The organism is Shewanella seohaensis (genome assembly GCF_023283775.1).
Lineage (GTDB): Bacteria > Pseudomonadota > Gammaproteobacteria > Enterobacterales > Shewanellaceae > Shewanella > Shewanella seohaensis.
This window is the reverse complement of the sequence record NZ_JAKILE010000005.1, coordinates 74746-89605: the sequence shown is the minus strand read 5'-3', so window position 1 is coordinate 89605 and position 14860 is coordinate 74746. Positions and strand designations below refer to the sequence as shown.

Genomic DNA, 14860 nt, shown 5'->3' with positions numbered 1-14860 from the left:
CCCCTATTAGCGTAAAAACAGCTTCATCAACATGCGTTGGATAAAAGTACCATAGGGAGGGTGGACAAACTTACCCGTGTTGAAGCGACCTCGGCTGAGCACGGTTTTAGCGTGGCTAAAGGTGAGGAATCCTTCCTTGCCGTGGTAATGGCCCATCCCCGATGGACCTATACCGCCAAAGGGGGCATCATCGGCGGCTACATGGAACACGGTTTCGTTGATGCACACACCGCCGGAATGGGTTTGCTTGAGGATTTTTTGTTGGCTCGCTTCATCAAAGCTCATCACATACAGGGCTAAGGGGCGGGCGCGATGGTTCACGTAGCTAATGGCCTCATCTAGGCTGTCATAACCAATCACTGGCAGCAGTGGGCCGAAGATTTCCTCTTGCATGAGTAGCATATCTTCAGTGGTGTCGGTAATGAGCTGAGTCGCGAGTTTACGATGCTGGCTATCAATCACGTCATTCGAGGCGGGGATCACCTTAGCCCCTTTAGCCTTGGCATCCTCAAGCACGCTTAGCAGGCGCTCAAACTGGCGGGCGTTAATGATGCTGCCGTAATCTTTGTTGTGGGTAATGGCGCCATACATGGCCTGGAATTTCGTCTGATAGGCTTGGATAAACTCTGCCACTTTCGCCTTAGAACAAAGCACATAGTCAGGTGCTACACAGATTTGTCCAGCATTCAAACACTTACCATAAATCATTCGTTCTACTGCTATCTCAAGTGACATATCGGGGGCGATAATCACTGGCGACTTACCGCCCAGCTCGAGAGTCACAGGTGTGAGATTATTGGCGGCGGCGCGCATCACATGGCGACCGACTGTGGTTGAACCGGTGAACAGCAGATGATCGAAGGGCAGGGCTGAAAACTGCGCCGCGACATCGGCTTCCCCTTCGACCACGGCAACATGGGATTCTTCAAACACTTCGGCAAGCAATTGCTTAATGACGCTATTGGTCGCTGGGGTGAATTCAGAGAGTTTGAGCATGGCATGGTTGCCAGCGGCGATAGCCGTGACTAAGGGGCCGATGGAGAGCATGACGGGGAAGTTCCAAGGCACGATTATCCCAATCACCCCCAGTGGTTGATAATGCACTTTCACTTGGGCGGGGGCGAGTAAGATGCCCGCATGGCGGCGGCTTGGCTTGAGCCATTTCTTCAGGTTTTTTAGGCTGTAATTGATGTTGTTGACCACGGGCATAATGTCGGAAATCAAGCTGTCGTCGACCGATCTGTGGCCATAGTCCTGTGACAGCGCCTCGACGAGCGGCTGTTGGAATTTTAGCAAGGCGGCTTTAAGGCGGATTAAGCGTTCTTTACGGATTGCGTAATCGGGATTAGGAGCGGCCAAGTAACTTGCACGTTGGCGTTGGAGTAACTCGGTGAGTGGCGAGATTTTTGCTGGGTCTGTTGCCATATTCATAGTGATTCCTCGGATGCAAGTCTTGAGCTGATGACGTGATTTGTGGTGGATAAAAACAAACCGACTGATTAGTCGGTTTATCCTAGCGAACAGCGTGAGCATACGCAAGTGTTCTGGTGCATTTATGAGCAAGATCACGGCCCGTGATGGGCTTAACTTCTACACTTAAAAGGTAGTTTGTTAGACAAGGAGTAGGTATGACTTTGTTAAAGCATGGTATTTCAGTTGGCATTGAGCGTTATGGTGACGATGATTTTTTTGTTGCCTTTAAAGCGATTGGCACCTTAACCCATCATGACTATGAGGTGATGGTGCCCGTGCTCGAAGCCGCGTTAGCTGGGGTAAAAGATCCCGATATTTATGCCTTAGTCGATGTTACTAAGCTCGATGGTTGGGAACTTCAAGCCGCTTGGGACGATCTAAAACTAGGGGTTAAGCATGTTCGCCACTTTGAGCGGATTGCCATAGTTGGTAAAACGACGCTACAGGAGGTGATGGCAAAACTGGCAAACTGGTTTACTCCGGCAGAGGTTAAGTTTTTTGTCGATAAGCTGGATGCTATTACTTGGCTCAAAGATGAGCTTCACGATGACTAGCCATTAAGGAGAACAGATTATGCGTTCAGGTCAAATACTCTGGCCCACAGATTTTTCGGAAACTGCGGCCCATGCGCTACGTTATGCTATTGAAATGGCAAATCTATACCATGTAGGGCTAAAGATTTTACACGTTGTTGAGCAACCCTTGGGTGACGAAAACTATATGATCTTAGCGATCACGCCCGAAGAACTCGCTAAGAGTATGGAAGAAGCCGCCGCAACTAAGATGCAGGCTTTACTCGAGGGGCTCAAAACCGAATTACCAATCACGACCTTAATTCGCCGTGGCGATCCCGTCGATCAGATCCTCGAAGAGGCGAACGGTAAGGATGTGGGCATGGTGGTAATTGCCAGCCATGGCAGGACGGGGATCTCGCACTTTTTACACACCAATGTCGCCGAGGCTGTTGCCAATGGCGCCGATTGCCCAGTACTGGTAGTAAAATAGCGTTTAACCTAGGTACAAGAGGGCGCTAAGGCGCCCTTTGTTTTTGATTGCTAAAGCATAATTAATTTTACGCCCTAGCTGCTTGTCCCGATTTACTGCTATAAAATACAGATTATCAGCAATGCGATTTGCCCCCAATATTGGGCGAAACAACAATCAGCGATGGATAAGATTATGCGTACTCAAGAAGTGTTATGCCCGACGGACTTTTCGGCGACTGCCGCCCATGCTCTTAAATATGCGGTTGAAATGGCGAATCTTTATCAGGTGGATATCCGCTTGCTACATGTCGTTAGCCCCGCACGAAGCGCCCATTTTTACGGTGTAGCCGTGGAGACTCCAGCGGCATTGGAGCAAAAGCTGGCGGAATTTGTCGATGAAAAAATGCAGAGCCTACAGCTGGAGATGCAGCAAGGATTAAAGCCTGGCCTGAATATCAAATGCATTGTTCGCCACGGCGATGCGAGCGAAGAAATCCTCGCTGAAGCAGCCGATGTAGGTATGGTGGTTCTCGCCAGTCACGGTAGCAGCGGCTTGGCTGACTTTTTAAAACCCCATGTGAGCCAAGATGTGGTGAGACTGGCAAAATGCCCAGTATTAGTGGTTAAGTAAAAACTACAGCGGATCATGCTTTAACACTGTGTGTTCGAGCAGGGTATTTGAGGCCTCTGCATCGTTGTCGAGGGACACGAAACGTCGATATTTTTCCTGTAGCGCGTTGATGGTTCCATCCTCGGTGATCTGCTTCAATCCCAGATTAAAGTCATCCCGAATTTGTTCATTTAAAAAGGCAAATTTATATTCCGTTGGCGGAAAAATGCGATTGCAAATAGCCACTTGCTTGATTTCCGCCTCGGTCAATTTCCCCTCGATAAATGCCTGCTTGAGATAGTATTTAAAAATGTTCTTATCCATCACTACCACATCGGCCCTGTGTTTCATCAACATATAGACCTGTTGTATTTGCCTCGCCTGTTCTTGATAACCGCTGTTGGCTTTTGCCATTAGGCTAAATTCCTCGCCGAGCAACACTGAGGCCCGTTGAAAGGCGACTACCTTTTTATTGGCAAGGTCTTGAACACTGTTGATAGCGAATCGATGTTCATCGAGGCTGATGGCACAGTTTTGATAGCGGATAGCGACATCGGAGTAGAATACGTTATCCACCATGCCTTCTTTGATGTTGATAATGCCGTCGAGATTGCCCTTTCGAAGCTCATGAAAGGTACGCGCCAAGGGGAAATAATGGATACTGGCATTATGTCCCTTAACGGCGAGGGCTTTGTAGAGTAATTCAAGCTCTAAGCCACTATCGGTCTCTTGAATCACATAGGGAGGGATTGACACACTGACCCCTATTTTGAGTTCATCGGCTTTGCTTGAAAGGGGATGAAATAGGGCGATTAGCCCCATCAGCGGGTAGCGAATATGGCAAAATTTAGCGTAAGCCGAAGCAAGGTTAACCTGTCTCATCACTCATCAATACCTCTTAGTGAGTCACCAACCAGTTTTGGCCGCTCCATGACCTACTGCAATAAGTGTAGTTTGCTAATTTATAGTCTTGTTTAATTTATTTAGCAAAAGCGCAACTAGCCCTTAGAAAGAGGACCCCGGCTGGGTTAAAAAGGCGAGTTCATCGGCGGTGGATTCTCTGCCTAATATCTTGTTTCGATGAGGATAACGGCCAAATCTATCAATGATGGCTTTGTGTCTAAGCTCAAATTCTAAATTGGCGATTGCCGCTTCTCGATTGAATAACTTTTCGGCGACCTGATGAATGACGGCCGACTCGCTATGCATGTATGGCATAAATAAAAAGGGCACTTGTTTTGGCTTAAGTGCTTGGTCAACCTGCTGGGCGACAGCCTCCTGGGCAAGGACGAGCGCGATAGTATCGGCCTCAAAGGTGGCGGGCGTGTCGCGATAGATATTTCGGGAGAATTGATCCAGTACTATGATTTCGGCTAACCGTCCCTGAGGGGTGACGCGCCAATCGGCAAGCTCGCCCCGTTTCGCTTGTTTAAGCAACTCTTCAAATCGGGACTGGATAAGGGCGTCAAACTCGTGATCTTTTATCCACCAAGATTTAGGTGAGATTTCCTCAAACCAGAAATGCAGCACTTGCTCCGCAGTAATAATGTGGCTCATCGCTTGCTCCCATCGATTGACTCCTTTTAGAAATAACAGCGATGGGGGGATAAACACAAGTCAATGATGCAAAATTGTTCAATATTAGCGAGTGTAGCGCTGTAAACTCTGCCTAATAATTTGCGCTGAGGCTATTTCTTATTCACTGAATATCAAGTAGTTTTATTGTCTCTTGGTTAATTTTTGGATCGCTCCGTTATGCCCCTAGAAGTCGCAGCCACTCAATCGATGTCGAAACAGCATAAGGCATTTTTGCGTAAGCTATATTTAGCGCATTTAATGGATGATGAACGGCATAACCTTTTATCTCTCAATAAGTTAACTGGAATGCCTAGGCGCACGCTGCAAGATTCTATCGCCGCATTTGAAGATATTGGCATTCGAGTCGAGTTTGTGCAGGACGGCAGTCGTAACAATGCGGGTTATTATCGTATCGTTACCTGGGGACCCATCAGCAGCGCCTGGGTTGATACCCATGTCGATGAAATTGCCGCAATTATTGGTGTTAATGCCTCGAGTGAAACCTTGGCGTGAAAGAGCGCGGATTTTGGTTCGACACTGAGGCTAAGTTAATTCGACGAGCCGTTTTACCGCCCTTAGAGCAGGATATAAGCGCCGATGTTGCCATTATCGGTGCGGGGTATTCCGGGCTTTGGACGGCCTATTATCTAAAACAATACCAGCCAAATCTGTCAGTGGTTATCCTTGAGGCCGAATGCATAGGCCAAGGTGCATCCGGTCGAAATGGCGGTTGGTTGATGGGCAGTTTTAGTGGCGATGTGGCCTATCTCAATCTGCTCGAGGGCGAGCAGCGCCTTAGCGCTAAAGCCATTATTCAAGCAACCATTTCTGAAGTGGCCACCGTTTGCGCCAAGCATCATATCGACTGTGATTTACACCACGGCGGTAACTTGCGGGTGGCGGCGCGTTATCCCGAGCAATTAGCGAATATTAAAGCCGAATTAGCGCAGTGGCGCGCAGAAGGTTTTGGTGAAGAAGATATTCGTTGGATGGATAAGGCCGAGCTCGATAAGCAAGTGTCTATGGCCGAGGGCCAAGCAGCACTTTTTACTCCCCATTGCGCGCGAATACACCCGGCGAAACTCGTCTGTGGTTTGGCTGACCTAGTGCAACGCTTAGGGGTAAAGATCTACGAGCACACTCCAGTAAATCACATGGCGCATCTTGGTGATGCACAAACCCTATTGCAAACACCAAAGGGACGAGTTCGTGCGGCGATTGTGGTGCCCGCAGTGGAAGGTTATCTGCGTCAGCTTAGTGGACTTGGGCGATTTACCTTACCCGTGCAGAGCCTACTTATCGCCACGGAGCCGTTAACGGATGCCACATGGGATGCAATTGGCCTAGCCAATCGCGCGACCTTTAGTGATGCCAGCCGCATAGTGACTTATGGCCAGCGTAGCCCTGATAATCGGCTGATATTTGGTGCCCGTGGCGGCTATGGCTTTGGCGCGAAAATACGCACAGAATTTGGTTTTGACCCTAAGCTGTTTAATGGGAAATTTCTTGTAAATCAAAGCCTACCTCAGCGTGCTTTCGAGGGCGAATTTGGCTTTCGTTATCAATTATTATTGGCGTTATTTCCTCAACTTAAGGGCGTACAAATTACCCATGGTTGGGGCGGAACGTTAGCCTTGGCGAGGCGCTTTGCTCCCCATGCCATTTTTGATAAAAGTCTCGGTTTAGGCCTGATTGGCGGCTATGGCGGGGAAGGTGTCGGGGCGGCAAACCTATTTGCCCGTACGCTGGTGGACTTAATATTAGGGCGTGATACACAGCTTGCATCTATGCCTTGGGCGTTTAATGCTCCAGTTCAACAGGTATTAGCACCCTGGGAGCGCGAGCCTTTACCTTGGCTCGCATACCATGGCATGAATAAGATTTTTGCGTGGGAAGATAGGCTCTACAGTCAGCCAAAGAGTGCGGCTTGGCAAAAGGGTTTAGCTAAGCGGCTCGCGAATCGATTAGAAGGCTTAATGAGTTAATCTACTTATAAACCAGAGAGTTAATCAGCCCATTACCGATTCATCTTTTTAATAAACGATTTATTCATACACGATAACTACTTTGATGATCCGATTATGTTAACCGAGCAGTTTTTTCTACAGGGCCGCTTTAAGCTGGAGACCATTCCCCATGAAATGCGCATGTCCCATTGGGTATATGCGCCGAGATTAACCGACACGCAAAGCGGGCAAGTGCTGCTCGACCTTGTCGGCCAATGCTGGGATTGTCAGTCAGCCATTGAGCAGGACAATACGCTTTGTCTAACACTCGATGGCTACCCCGACAGAGCCAACTGGCTCGAGTTGGCCTTTTTACCCGAGACGGGGCGAGTCCAGCTAAAGGCTGGCAATATCAATGCTAAGGCACTAATGGCACAAGCGTTTCTGCCTCAGGAGCTGACTAGCTACCTTGATAGGTTACGCGCGAATATCCTCAGTTAAAGGAAGATATAAACCCCAAAGCCCAGCCAACTGAGGAGTAACAAGGCGATTGCTGCCCAAGCAACAGCAGTAAATTGAGTCTGCGGCAGCGAAAAATCTTCGCCATCGTCCATCTCGTCGGCCGCGCTCGCTTGTTGGTTTCTGGCCCTTATCTGTTGTTTTCTCAGTTTATCGCGCTCACGGGCCTTGGCTTTTTGGCGCTTTTTGTATTCGGCAATGCCTTTTTCAATCCCCTGCGCGATAAGCTTGGTCTGTTCCTTCGTTTGCCCCGGTTTTTGCGTGGCTTTGGCAATGCTTAAGGCGTCTTGCTGTGTCTCTGTGGAAATCGTGGTTTTCATCTGCTCAATGTACTGGCGATATCGATTGGCACGATTATACCCTTAACCTTAAGTTAAAAAGCTTAGCGAGTTCGATTTCGGATTAAAAAATCAATGGATAACCGCCCTGTGGTGCAGGAATAAACTCAGGTTCATAATCCCATACTTGCCGAATTATCTCGGCCGACAAAGCTTCCTTTGCCGAGCCTTCACTAACGATTTCCCCCTGCTTGAGGACGATAACTCTATCGCTGTAACGGGCGGCCTGATTGAGATCGTGTAGTACCACAATCACAGTGTAGGCGTGTTTGTGGGCGAGATTTTTTGCCAGCGCTAATACCTTGTGTTGCTGCGCCAGATCCAGTGCCGAGGTGGGTTCATCGAGCAGTAAAATCGGCGGGAAGGGGGATTGGCTCAACTGAGTTAATACCCGCGCCAGTTGCACCCTTTGTTTTTCGCCGCCCGAAAGGGTGGGGTAACTACGCTGTGCCAAGTGCAATATCTCTACCTGGGTGAGCCATTTGTTCACGAGATTCTGTCCCGCCTGTTGGCTCAGCGTGAGGGGATACAGGCCCATGGCGACCACTTCATTCACCTTAAAGGGAAAGGTTAAACTCGCGTGCTGTGGTAACACCGCGAGCGATTTTGCCAGCTCAGCCCTTGGCCAATCAACAAGCGGGCAGTGTCCAAGCCGGATGCTGCCGCGCGCGGCGGGGATCTCTTGGCACAGTGCCTTTAACAGTGTGGACTTACCCGCGCCATTCGGCCCTAACAGAGCGGTGACACTGCCCGGTTGAAATTGCACACTAATGTCCTTCAACACCGCCTTATCGCCGATAGCGTAGCTGAGTCTATCCACGCTTAATTGGGTACGTTCAAAATGTTGTTTAGCGACGGGCGCAGCCGATAAGCTCATAGCCATGGAGTTCTCGCTTAGATTAATTTGCTGCGTTGTTGCAGGAGTAAAAAGATAAAGAATGGTGCGCCAATGAGCGCTGTCACTAAGCCAACAGGCAGTTCCGCAGGGGGTAAAAAGGCGCGCGCGCCGATATCGGCAAGTGCCAACAAGGCGGCACCTAACAGAGCGCTCATGGGGAGGAGGCGTTGATGATCTGGCCCCAACAACATACGCACTAAATGGGGTACCACTAAGCCAATAAAACCGATAATGCCCGTTGCCGCAACACTGACGCCGACCCCTAAGGCGCAGAGCAGGATGAGTCTCAGCTTGAGTGAATCAACATCAATCCCTAAATGCCTAGCCTCGGCCTCACCGAGCAGCAGGGCATTAAGCGCCTTAGCATCACGATTAAATTGCCAACTGAGCAGGGCCAACACCACTAAACACAAGCCCACATATTGCCATTGTGCGCCAGCAATACTGCCCATCTGCCATAGGGTTAAGTCCCTGAGCGCCATATCATTGGCTAAATAGGTGAGCACGCCAATCCCTGCTCCGGCGAGCGCGGCAACGGCGACACCTGATAAGAGCAATAACACGACCGATGTGCCTAAAGCGCTGCTGGCAAGACGATAGACGATAAGAGTAGTGATTAAACCAGAGGTAAAAGCACTGACAGAAATCATGACAGATTCGGCGTGGGGGAATAGCACTATGCAGATGGCCGCACCTAATGCCGCGCCGGATGACACGCCAATAATCCCTGGATCCGCCAGAGGGTTACGAAACAATCCCTGCATCACCGCACCGCATTGGGCTAGCATAGCCCCAACGGCAAGAGCCAATAAGGTGCGAGGCAAGCGGACATTGCTGACAACCAGTTGCTCGTGGGGGGCGAGATTGCCAATGTTTTGTTCCGTGGCCCAATTAAATACCGCGCTGAGGGAGTCGATAAGGCTGATATTCACAGGCCCGACACTGACGGAAAGCAAGCTGCTAAGGAGTAGCAGCGTTGCCATGGTGGGCCATAGCCAGCGATGTTGTAACATACTCATCAGCCCTAACATTATTGATCTTGCTTGAGCAAAGTGGCGGCCAAGTCTTCAGCCGCTCCGATAGCACTAATGCCTAATCCGCCGAGTAAGGCTTGCGGCGCAAGGGTTTGGATATGACCATTTTTGCCTGCGGGAGTGTGGGCGAGTAACGGCATTTCCTTTAAGAGTGCTTGCGCGGTTTGTTCATCCGTTTGTGGATCGCTCTGCTCGCTGCGCTTAGAGAGTAAAATCACATCGGGCTGGAGTGAGAGAATGCCCTCTTGAGAGAGACTCTTGTAACCTTCAAAGTCGGCAATATTTTTCGCCCCCGAGAGCGCGATAATGGTATCGGCTGCAGTGCCTTTACCGCCGACACGGGCGCCGCGTCCTTCCTGTAATAACATAAACAGGATTTTCGGCTGGGCCTGCTGTTGGCTCAATTGCTGTTGCTGTTTATTTAGCCCATCAAGTCTTTGATACAAATCTTGTTTTAACTGTGTCGCTTGGTCTGTGCGTTTCAGTAGCTGAGCGAGGGTATCAATATTGGTCATCAGCTGTTTCTCATCGGCACTTGAGGGTAACTTCACTACCTCAATCTTGGCCTGTTTGAGCACATTAAGGGTGGTTTCTGGGCCCATTACCTCAGAGCCGACAACTAAAGTTGGCGACAACGCTATAATGCCCTCGGCCGACAGCATTCTGTGATATCCCAATTTGGCAACCGATGCCAAGTGCTCGGGAAGATAGCTGGTGGAGTCCACCGCAACCAGCTCGTGGGCTGCATCGAGGGCAAGCACCAACTCTGTCACTCCAGCGCCCGCACTAACCAGTTTTATCTCCTGTGATAAGGCATTGGTCGAGAATAAGGCCGCGAGCGTTGAGAGAGTGAGCGCCTGTAAAAATAGCCGCCAGTTATTGATTGATTGATTGGCATGACGATTGGCTTGAAACAACATGGGTAAACTCCTACTTCATCTGTGTGCAAGGCAGGTAAAATCGACTGCCAAGGGAAAATGTTCTGCTTTAACCTAAGTGATTAATGTTCCATCAAAATCTGCGTCTGGCTGATGGCATTGCCCTGCAAGAGCGCTAACAGCTGCATTAAGGGTTCTACCGGCGCGGCTTTATCTGCGGCGATAATGATACTGGCCTGAGGATGGTGTTTTAGCTGTTCTTCAAATGCCAAGCTGAAGGCGCTTAAGTCGGAATAGGTATCACCATTTAGCGCCCAGTGGGGAGCGCTTGCCATAATATTGATGGCGATGGATTGTTTCGGTTCGACGGCCGAGATCGCGCTGCTTGGGCTTTGCGGCACTTCCACGGGTAAACTCATCAAACGGCTATTGGCGGTGAGCAACAGAAACACTAAGACGATAAAAATAATGTCAATCAACGCAGTAAGATCGATGCTCGGCAGGGGCTCTAAGGCCGAGATCCCCGCTTGAGGTAATGAGGCTCTATCGGCACTGATCATGGCTGTGACTCGAGTTGAGTGTTAGATGCGGGTTTAGCGCGATTAACGTCGGCAAAAGCCTGATAGTGATTCTGCTCGAGGGCGATATGTTCAACCCCAGATAGCCACAAATTGAGTTGATTCAATACATGACTCACTTTTACGCACTGACTATGGGCCCAGATCCCAAACAGATGGGCGGCGGTAATGGTCGGCACCGCAATAATCAGGCCCGCTGCCGTGGTGTTCATCGCCAAGCCAAGCCCTGCACTGAGCTGTGATGGGGTGACAGGACCTTGGGATTGCCCTAACTGGGCAAACATTTCAATCAGCCCCAGTACCGTCCCCAGTAAACCCAGTAATGGGCTAATAATCCCAATCACTTGCAGTAACTTGAGGCCTGCTTGTAAGTCCCTTTGCTGTTTGTTCATCCATAGACTGAGTAATTCTTCCCTGAGCTGCTTTGGTTTATCAGCTTGTTTTAGCAGTAAATTGGCGCCTCTTGTCAGTAAGTCCTGCTGACGACTCGTACTATTGATAAGCGCTTGAATAGTATCACTGCTGGCCTTGGCATCGGATTGACGTAGCGTTTTCACCCAAGCCTGTTTTTTGGGGGACATAGATGCAAAGGATTGCTGTAAAAATAAGGCACTACGTTCGAGACAAATCATTAACGCGAGAAAGGCGCAGATAAGTAGCGGCCAAGTCAGGGCGCCGAGTTGAGCCTGTAGGGTAGAAAAGTCAGTCATGGGCAATTGAGCCTCTTAGGTCAAAATCGTTATCTAATAATGGGTTATCAAGCTATCAGCGATAACTGGAATGCTGCGGTTAGGGACGTTCAATTTAAGGCGAAGCGAATAGGTACTCTCACCTTGTAATGGCTGGCCAGTTTGTTGGTGGGAGCTTGAAATTCCCAAGTCTCAACCGCCTCTAATGCCGCTTGATCTAGCAGCCCCACCCCCGAACTTTTTACTAAGGTGAGGGCGAGCTGTTGTCCAAATTCGTTAAACATCACTTCTACCGTCGCCGTGCCTTCAAGCCCTTTTTTACGTGCCATGCGTGGATAGGTGGGTTGCGGCGGTTTACTGGCAAAAGTTGGCGTCGCCAGTTCAATAATCTCGGGAGTGGCGTCACTGCTCTCGCTGGTACTGGTGGACGTCATATTGGTGTTGTTAATGGCGGCCTTATCTTGAGCCTTGATTTCTGCCATTTGCGACAACACTCGATCAGAAGGTTTTGAAACCTCTTCAGTTTCTTTTTGATGCTGAGTATTAGTGGCCATAAGCGGCATAGCCGTTGTCGCATCAGCTTTCGAAGATGTGTTTGGCACAGGCTTGTTCTTTACATCAGATTGAACCGTTTGCGGCTTAGCTGTGGCTGGTGCTTGTCTTGCCATTTCTGCTGTTAGCGTTTCAGCTGGTTTGGGCGCCGTTAGGGGCTGACTGGTTTTAGACGAGCTGGTATGAGTCACATTTGTGGAGGTTTTATCCAAGGTAGCGGTATTCGCTGGCGTACTTTTTACCGCAGATATGGCTGCTGATTTTTCTGCTGCACGAGGTGCTGCAAAGCTTAAGGTAACCGCTTTATTTGCTTCATTGAATGCGGCCATTTGAGTCGATTCATTGAGAATACTTGGTAATGGCATAGCAGGCTGCGATGCAATCACACCCGTTTGGATTGCAACGGTTAATGCGCCAAAAACCAGATATCGTTTCGGTGTCACAGTACGCCTTCCAAGTTCAAAAAACAGTCTCTCATCAATCAATGCTAATTAAGATACATAAATACAATTGAGATCGCAAATGATAATGATTTCTATTTGATCAATTTTCTAATCTCAGTTAGAGTGCCAGCAATTACGAAAATGGATGCTCAAAAATGCAGCAGTTCGACCTAGGTTGACGGACCAACCACAAATGGTCGATTTGAATTCTAATCGATTAATATCATTGATGATTTGAGGATGTAACCATGAAAAAGAAGCCGTTAGTTATCGCCGTTGCGATCGCATTAACGACTACGGCGCTAAGTTTTACGTTAGCGGCTGAAGAAGGTGTGACTGCTCAGCGAAAGGAAAAAAAGCCAGGAGTAGTCGAGACTGAGTTTGATGAAGTATTAGTAAGCGCGACACGCTTGAGTGAAAAAGTCTCCCAAACGAGTCGCAGTGTCGCCGTTGTGAGTGAAGAACAACTCAATGTGGCTCAGGCATCATCGGTTGCTGAAGCATTAAAGAATGAGGCCAACATCACTTTAACCAATGGACCGAGAGCGACGTCTCAAGGGGTTGAGATCCGTGGCTTAAGCGGCGATCGCGTATTACAAACCATTGATGGCGCAAGACAGAATACCAGTTCAGGTCACCGTGGTTCTTACTTTATGGATCCTGAATTACTCAAATCGATAGAGGTGATTCGCGGTCCTGCCAGTAGCCTCTGGGGCAGTGGTGCCATCGGTGGTGTGGTGGCGCAGAATACTAAATCGGCTCAAGACTTCTTAGCCCCTAACGAAACCTTCGGTGGCTATCTAAAGCAAGGCTATGACACCAATGGCGATCGCACTAAAACCAGCGCCGCCGTGTATGGCCAACAAGATACTATTGATTGGTTAATCAATGGATCTTACTTCGACTCCAATAATATCAATACGGGGAATGACGAAACCTTAGCGAACAGTGCTTCTTTGGGGAGCAACGGTTTGGCTAAGTTTGGATGGCAAGCCGATGAGGCTTCACGCTTAGAGTTATCGGCAAGAGTTGGCAAGATTAATGAACTCGTGCCGAGTAATCCTTCCGCCGCGGTGAGCAGTTCGGTGCCTTTAGTGCGCCGTAAAACGGACGATCAAAACGTCACCCTTAATTACAGCTTGGCGCCGGCAAATAATCCGTATTTGGACACAAAAGTCCAAGTCTATTGGAATAGCACGGATTATGACGAAGACAGGGTGACCAAAGGTCAATTCGATAGCACCGAATACCGCACCATTGGGATTAATCTCAACAACAGTTCGCAGTTGGGTAACACTAAGTTGACCTATGGTGTCGATGGTTATCGCGATACCCTTAAAACCGTTAGAGACGACAAAGGCCAAGTGGGGCAACGCCCAGGGGGTATTGATGGTGAGACCACTGTGTGGGGCGCCTTTACCCGTGCTGATATTCAATTGTCGCAAACCGTCAATCTCGACGCCGCCTTACGTTACGACAGCTTTAAAAACGAGAGTCACAACCTCAATGCTTCTGCGGATGACAATGAGTTATCGCCTTCGCTGGGCTTGAGTTGGCAGGCTCAGCCGTGGCTGACCTTAAGTGCCCGTTACGATCAGGCTTTCCGTGCACCGACGGTAGAGGAAATGTTTTCTACCGGAACCCATTATTGCATTCCACCGATCCCAGGGTTTTTACCCCAAGGTCTGTGTAATACCTTTGCGACGAATCCCAACTTAAAGTCTGAAGTCGCCCGCAATAAAGAACTGAAAGCCGATTTTCGTTTCAACGACTTAGCCGGTGATGATGAGCTGGCTTTCACCGTAAACATCTTCCGTAACGATGTGGACGATTTTATCGTTCAGCAAGTCTCCAATCCGTTAATGGGGATCCCAGGATTTGAGCAAACCACCTCATGGAATAACGTGGAAGATGCGCAGTTAACGGGCTTTGAGCTCAGCGGCCGTTATCGCATTGGTCAAACACGGCTGACGATGAATTACGGTCAGACCCGCGGCGAAGACCGAAAGACTGGTGACTATATCGAAGGTATGCCCGCCAATAAGTTTAACGTCGATCTCTCCCAAGGCATTATGGAAGGCGATATGAAACTCGGCACCCGAGTGACCTATGTCGCCAGCCAATCCAATACACCCGAGGGTTATCGCGTGGCTAAGTATGACGACTACACCCTGTGGGATGTTTACCTCGCCTGGGAGCCTGCTATGGGGGCTATGTCTGGCCTGAGAGTCGATTTCGCCATTGAAAACATTGGTGACGAGAAATACCAACAGGCATGGCAGACCCTGTATCAACCTGGCCGCAATATGAAGTTGTCAGCACGTTATATGTTCTAGGC

17 protein-coding genes are annotated in these 14860 nt (G+C 49.2%); 7 read left to right on the top strand and 10 right to left on the bottom strand.

All coding sequences use genetic code 11. From position 1 onward, the window contains the following. Positions 1 to 6 precede the first annotated feature (6 nt). Positions 7 to 1431: a coniferyl aldehyde dehydrogenase gene (locus tag L2713_RS07555; RefSeq protein ID WP_248967471.1), complete on the bottom strand. Its 1425-nt coding sequence runs from the start codon at positions 1429 to 1431 to the stop codon at positions 7 to 9. 197 nt (positions 1432 to 1628) lie between these two features. Here L2713_RS07555 and L2713_RS07550 point away from each other — a divergent pair, with 197 nt between their 5' ends. The 3 genes from L2713_RS07550 to L2713_RS07540 all read left to right on the top strand — a co-directional run bounded on the left by L2713_RS07550 (position 1629) and on the right by L2713_RS07540 (position 3090). Continuing rightward, the gene (locus tag L2713_RS07550) at positions 1629 to 2027 is read left to right on the top strand and encodes a SpoIIAA family protein (protein WP_248967470.1); all 399 of its coding nucleotides are present in this window, start codon (positions 1629 to 1631) and stop codon (positions 2025 to 2027) included. A 19-nt stretch (positions 2028 to 2046) separates the two neighbouring features. Beyond that, a complete protein-coding gene (locus L2713_RS07545; protein ID WP_248967469.1) occupies positions 2047 to 2478 on the top strand; it encodes a universal stress protein in 432 nt (143 codons plus the stop codon). A gap of 174 nt (positions 2479 to 2652) precedes the next feature. Then, positions 2653 to 3090 (top strand): universal stress protein, encoded by a 438-nt coding sequence (locus L2713_RS07540; RefSeq protein WP_248967468.1) that lies wholly within the window; start codon positions 2653 to 2655, stop codon positions 3088 to 3090. Between the two features lie 3 nt (positions 3091 to 3093). Here the strand turns inward: L2713_RS07540 and L2713_RS07535 are convergent, their stop codons facing one another. Both L2713_RS07535 and L2713_RS07530 read right to left on the bottom strand, forming a co-directional pair. Further along, positions 3094 to 3951, bottom strand: a complete 858-nt coding sequence (locus L2713_RS07535; RefSeq protein ID WP_248967589.1) for a substrate-binding periplasmic protein — start codon at positions 3949 to 3951, stop codon at positions 3094 to 3096. 123 nt (positions 3952 to 4074) lie between these two features. Continuing rightward, positions 4075 to 4626, bottom strand: coding sequence for a DUF924 family protein (locus L2713_RS07530; RefSeq protein ID WP_248967467.1), 552 nt, complete (start codon positions 4624 to 4626; stop codon positions 4075 to 4077). 198 nt (positions 4627 to 4824) lie between these two features. Between L2713_RS07530 and L2713_RS07525 the strand changes: the two genes are divergently transcribed. From L2713_RS07525 to L2713_RS07515, 3 genes are all read left to right on the top strand, one after another. Next, positions 4825 to 5160: a winged helix-turn-helix domain-containing protein gene (locus tag L2713_RS07525; RefSeq protein ID WP_011621673.1), complete on the top strand. Its 336-nt coding sequence runs from the start codon at positions 4825 to 4827 to the stop codon at positions 5158 to 5160. Beyond that, entirely contained in the window at positions 5157 to 6632 is a 1476-nt protein-coding gene (locus tag L2713_RS07520) for an NAD(P)/FAD-dependent oxidoreductase (RefSeq protein WP_248967466.1), read from the top strand. Before L2713_RS07525 ends, L2713_RS07520 begins: the two co-directional genes overlap by 4 nt. A 96-nt stretch (positions 6633 to 6728) precedes the next feature. Beyond that, positions 6729 to 7094, top strand: a complete 366-nt coding sequence (locus L2713_RS07515) for a hypothetical protein (protein ID WP_248967465.1) — start codon at positions 6729 to 6731, stop codon at positions 7092 to 7094. Here the strand turns inward: L2713_RS07515 and L2713_RS07510 are convergent. The 7 genes from L2713_RS07510 to L2713_RS07480 form a co-directional block, all read right to left on the bottom strand. Continuing rightward, complete coding sequence (locus L2713_RS07510; protein WP_248967464.1) at positions 7091 to 7432, bottom strand: DUF2956 domain-containing protein; 342 nt, start codon at positions 7430 to 7432, stop codon at positions 7091 to 7093. The genes L2713_RS07515 and L2713_RS07510 overlap by 4 nt on opposite strands. A gap of 82 nt (positions 7433 to 7514) precedes the next feature. After that, positions 7515 to 8333 (bottom strand): heme ABC transporter ATP-binding protein, encoded by an 819-nt coding sequence (locus L2713_RS07505; protein WP_248967463.1) that lies wholly within the window; start codon positions 8331 to 8333, stop codon positions 7515 to 7517. A gap of 11 nt (positions 8334 to 8344) precedes the next feature. After that, positions 8345 to 9361 (bottom strand): FecCD family ABC transporter permease, encoded by a 1017-nt coding sequence (locus L2713_RS07500; RefSeq protein ID WP_248967462.1) that lies wholly within the window; start codon positions 9359 to 9361, stop codon positions 8345 to 8347. A gap of 17 nt (positions 9362 to 9378) precedes the next feature. Further along, a complete protein-coding gene (locus L2713_RS07495; RefSeq protein WP_248967461.1) occupies positions 9379 to 10302 on the bottom strand; it encodes an ABC transporter substrate-binding protein in 924 nt (307 codons plus the stop codon). A gap of 80 nt (positions 10303 to 10382) precedes the next feature. Further along, positions 10383 to 10820, bottom strand: coding sequence for an ExbD/TolR family protein (locus L2713_RS07490; RefSeq protein ID WP_248967460.1), 438 nt, complete (start codon positions 10818 to 10820; stop codon positions 10383 to 10385). Then, a complete protein-coding gene (locus L2713_RS07485; protein WP_248967459.1) occupies positions 10817 to 11554 on the bottom strand; it encodes a MotA/TolQ/ExbB proton channel family protein in 738 nt (245 codons plus the stop codon). Before L2713_RS07485 ends, L2713_RS07490 begins: the two co-directional genes overlap by 4 nt. Before the next feature lie 83 nt (positions 11555 to 11637). Next, positions 11638 to 12522 (bottom strand): energy transducer TonB, encoded by an 885-nt coding sequence (locus L2713_RS07480; RefSeq protein ID WP_248967458.1) that lies wholly within the window; start codon positions 12520 to 12522, stop codon positions 11638 to 11640. Positions 12523 to 12770: 248 nt separating this feature from the next. Here L2713_RS07480 and L2713_RS07475 point away from each other — a divergent pair, with 248 nt between their 5' ends. Then, on the top strand, positions 12771 to 14858 hold the full coding sequence (locus L2713_RS07475; RefSeq protein ID WP_248967457.1) for a TonB-dependent hemoglobin/transferrin/lactoferrin family receptor: 2088 nt from the start codon (positions 12771 to 12773) through the stop codon (positions 14856 to 14858). Positions 14859 to 14860 lie beyond the last annotated feature (2 nt).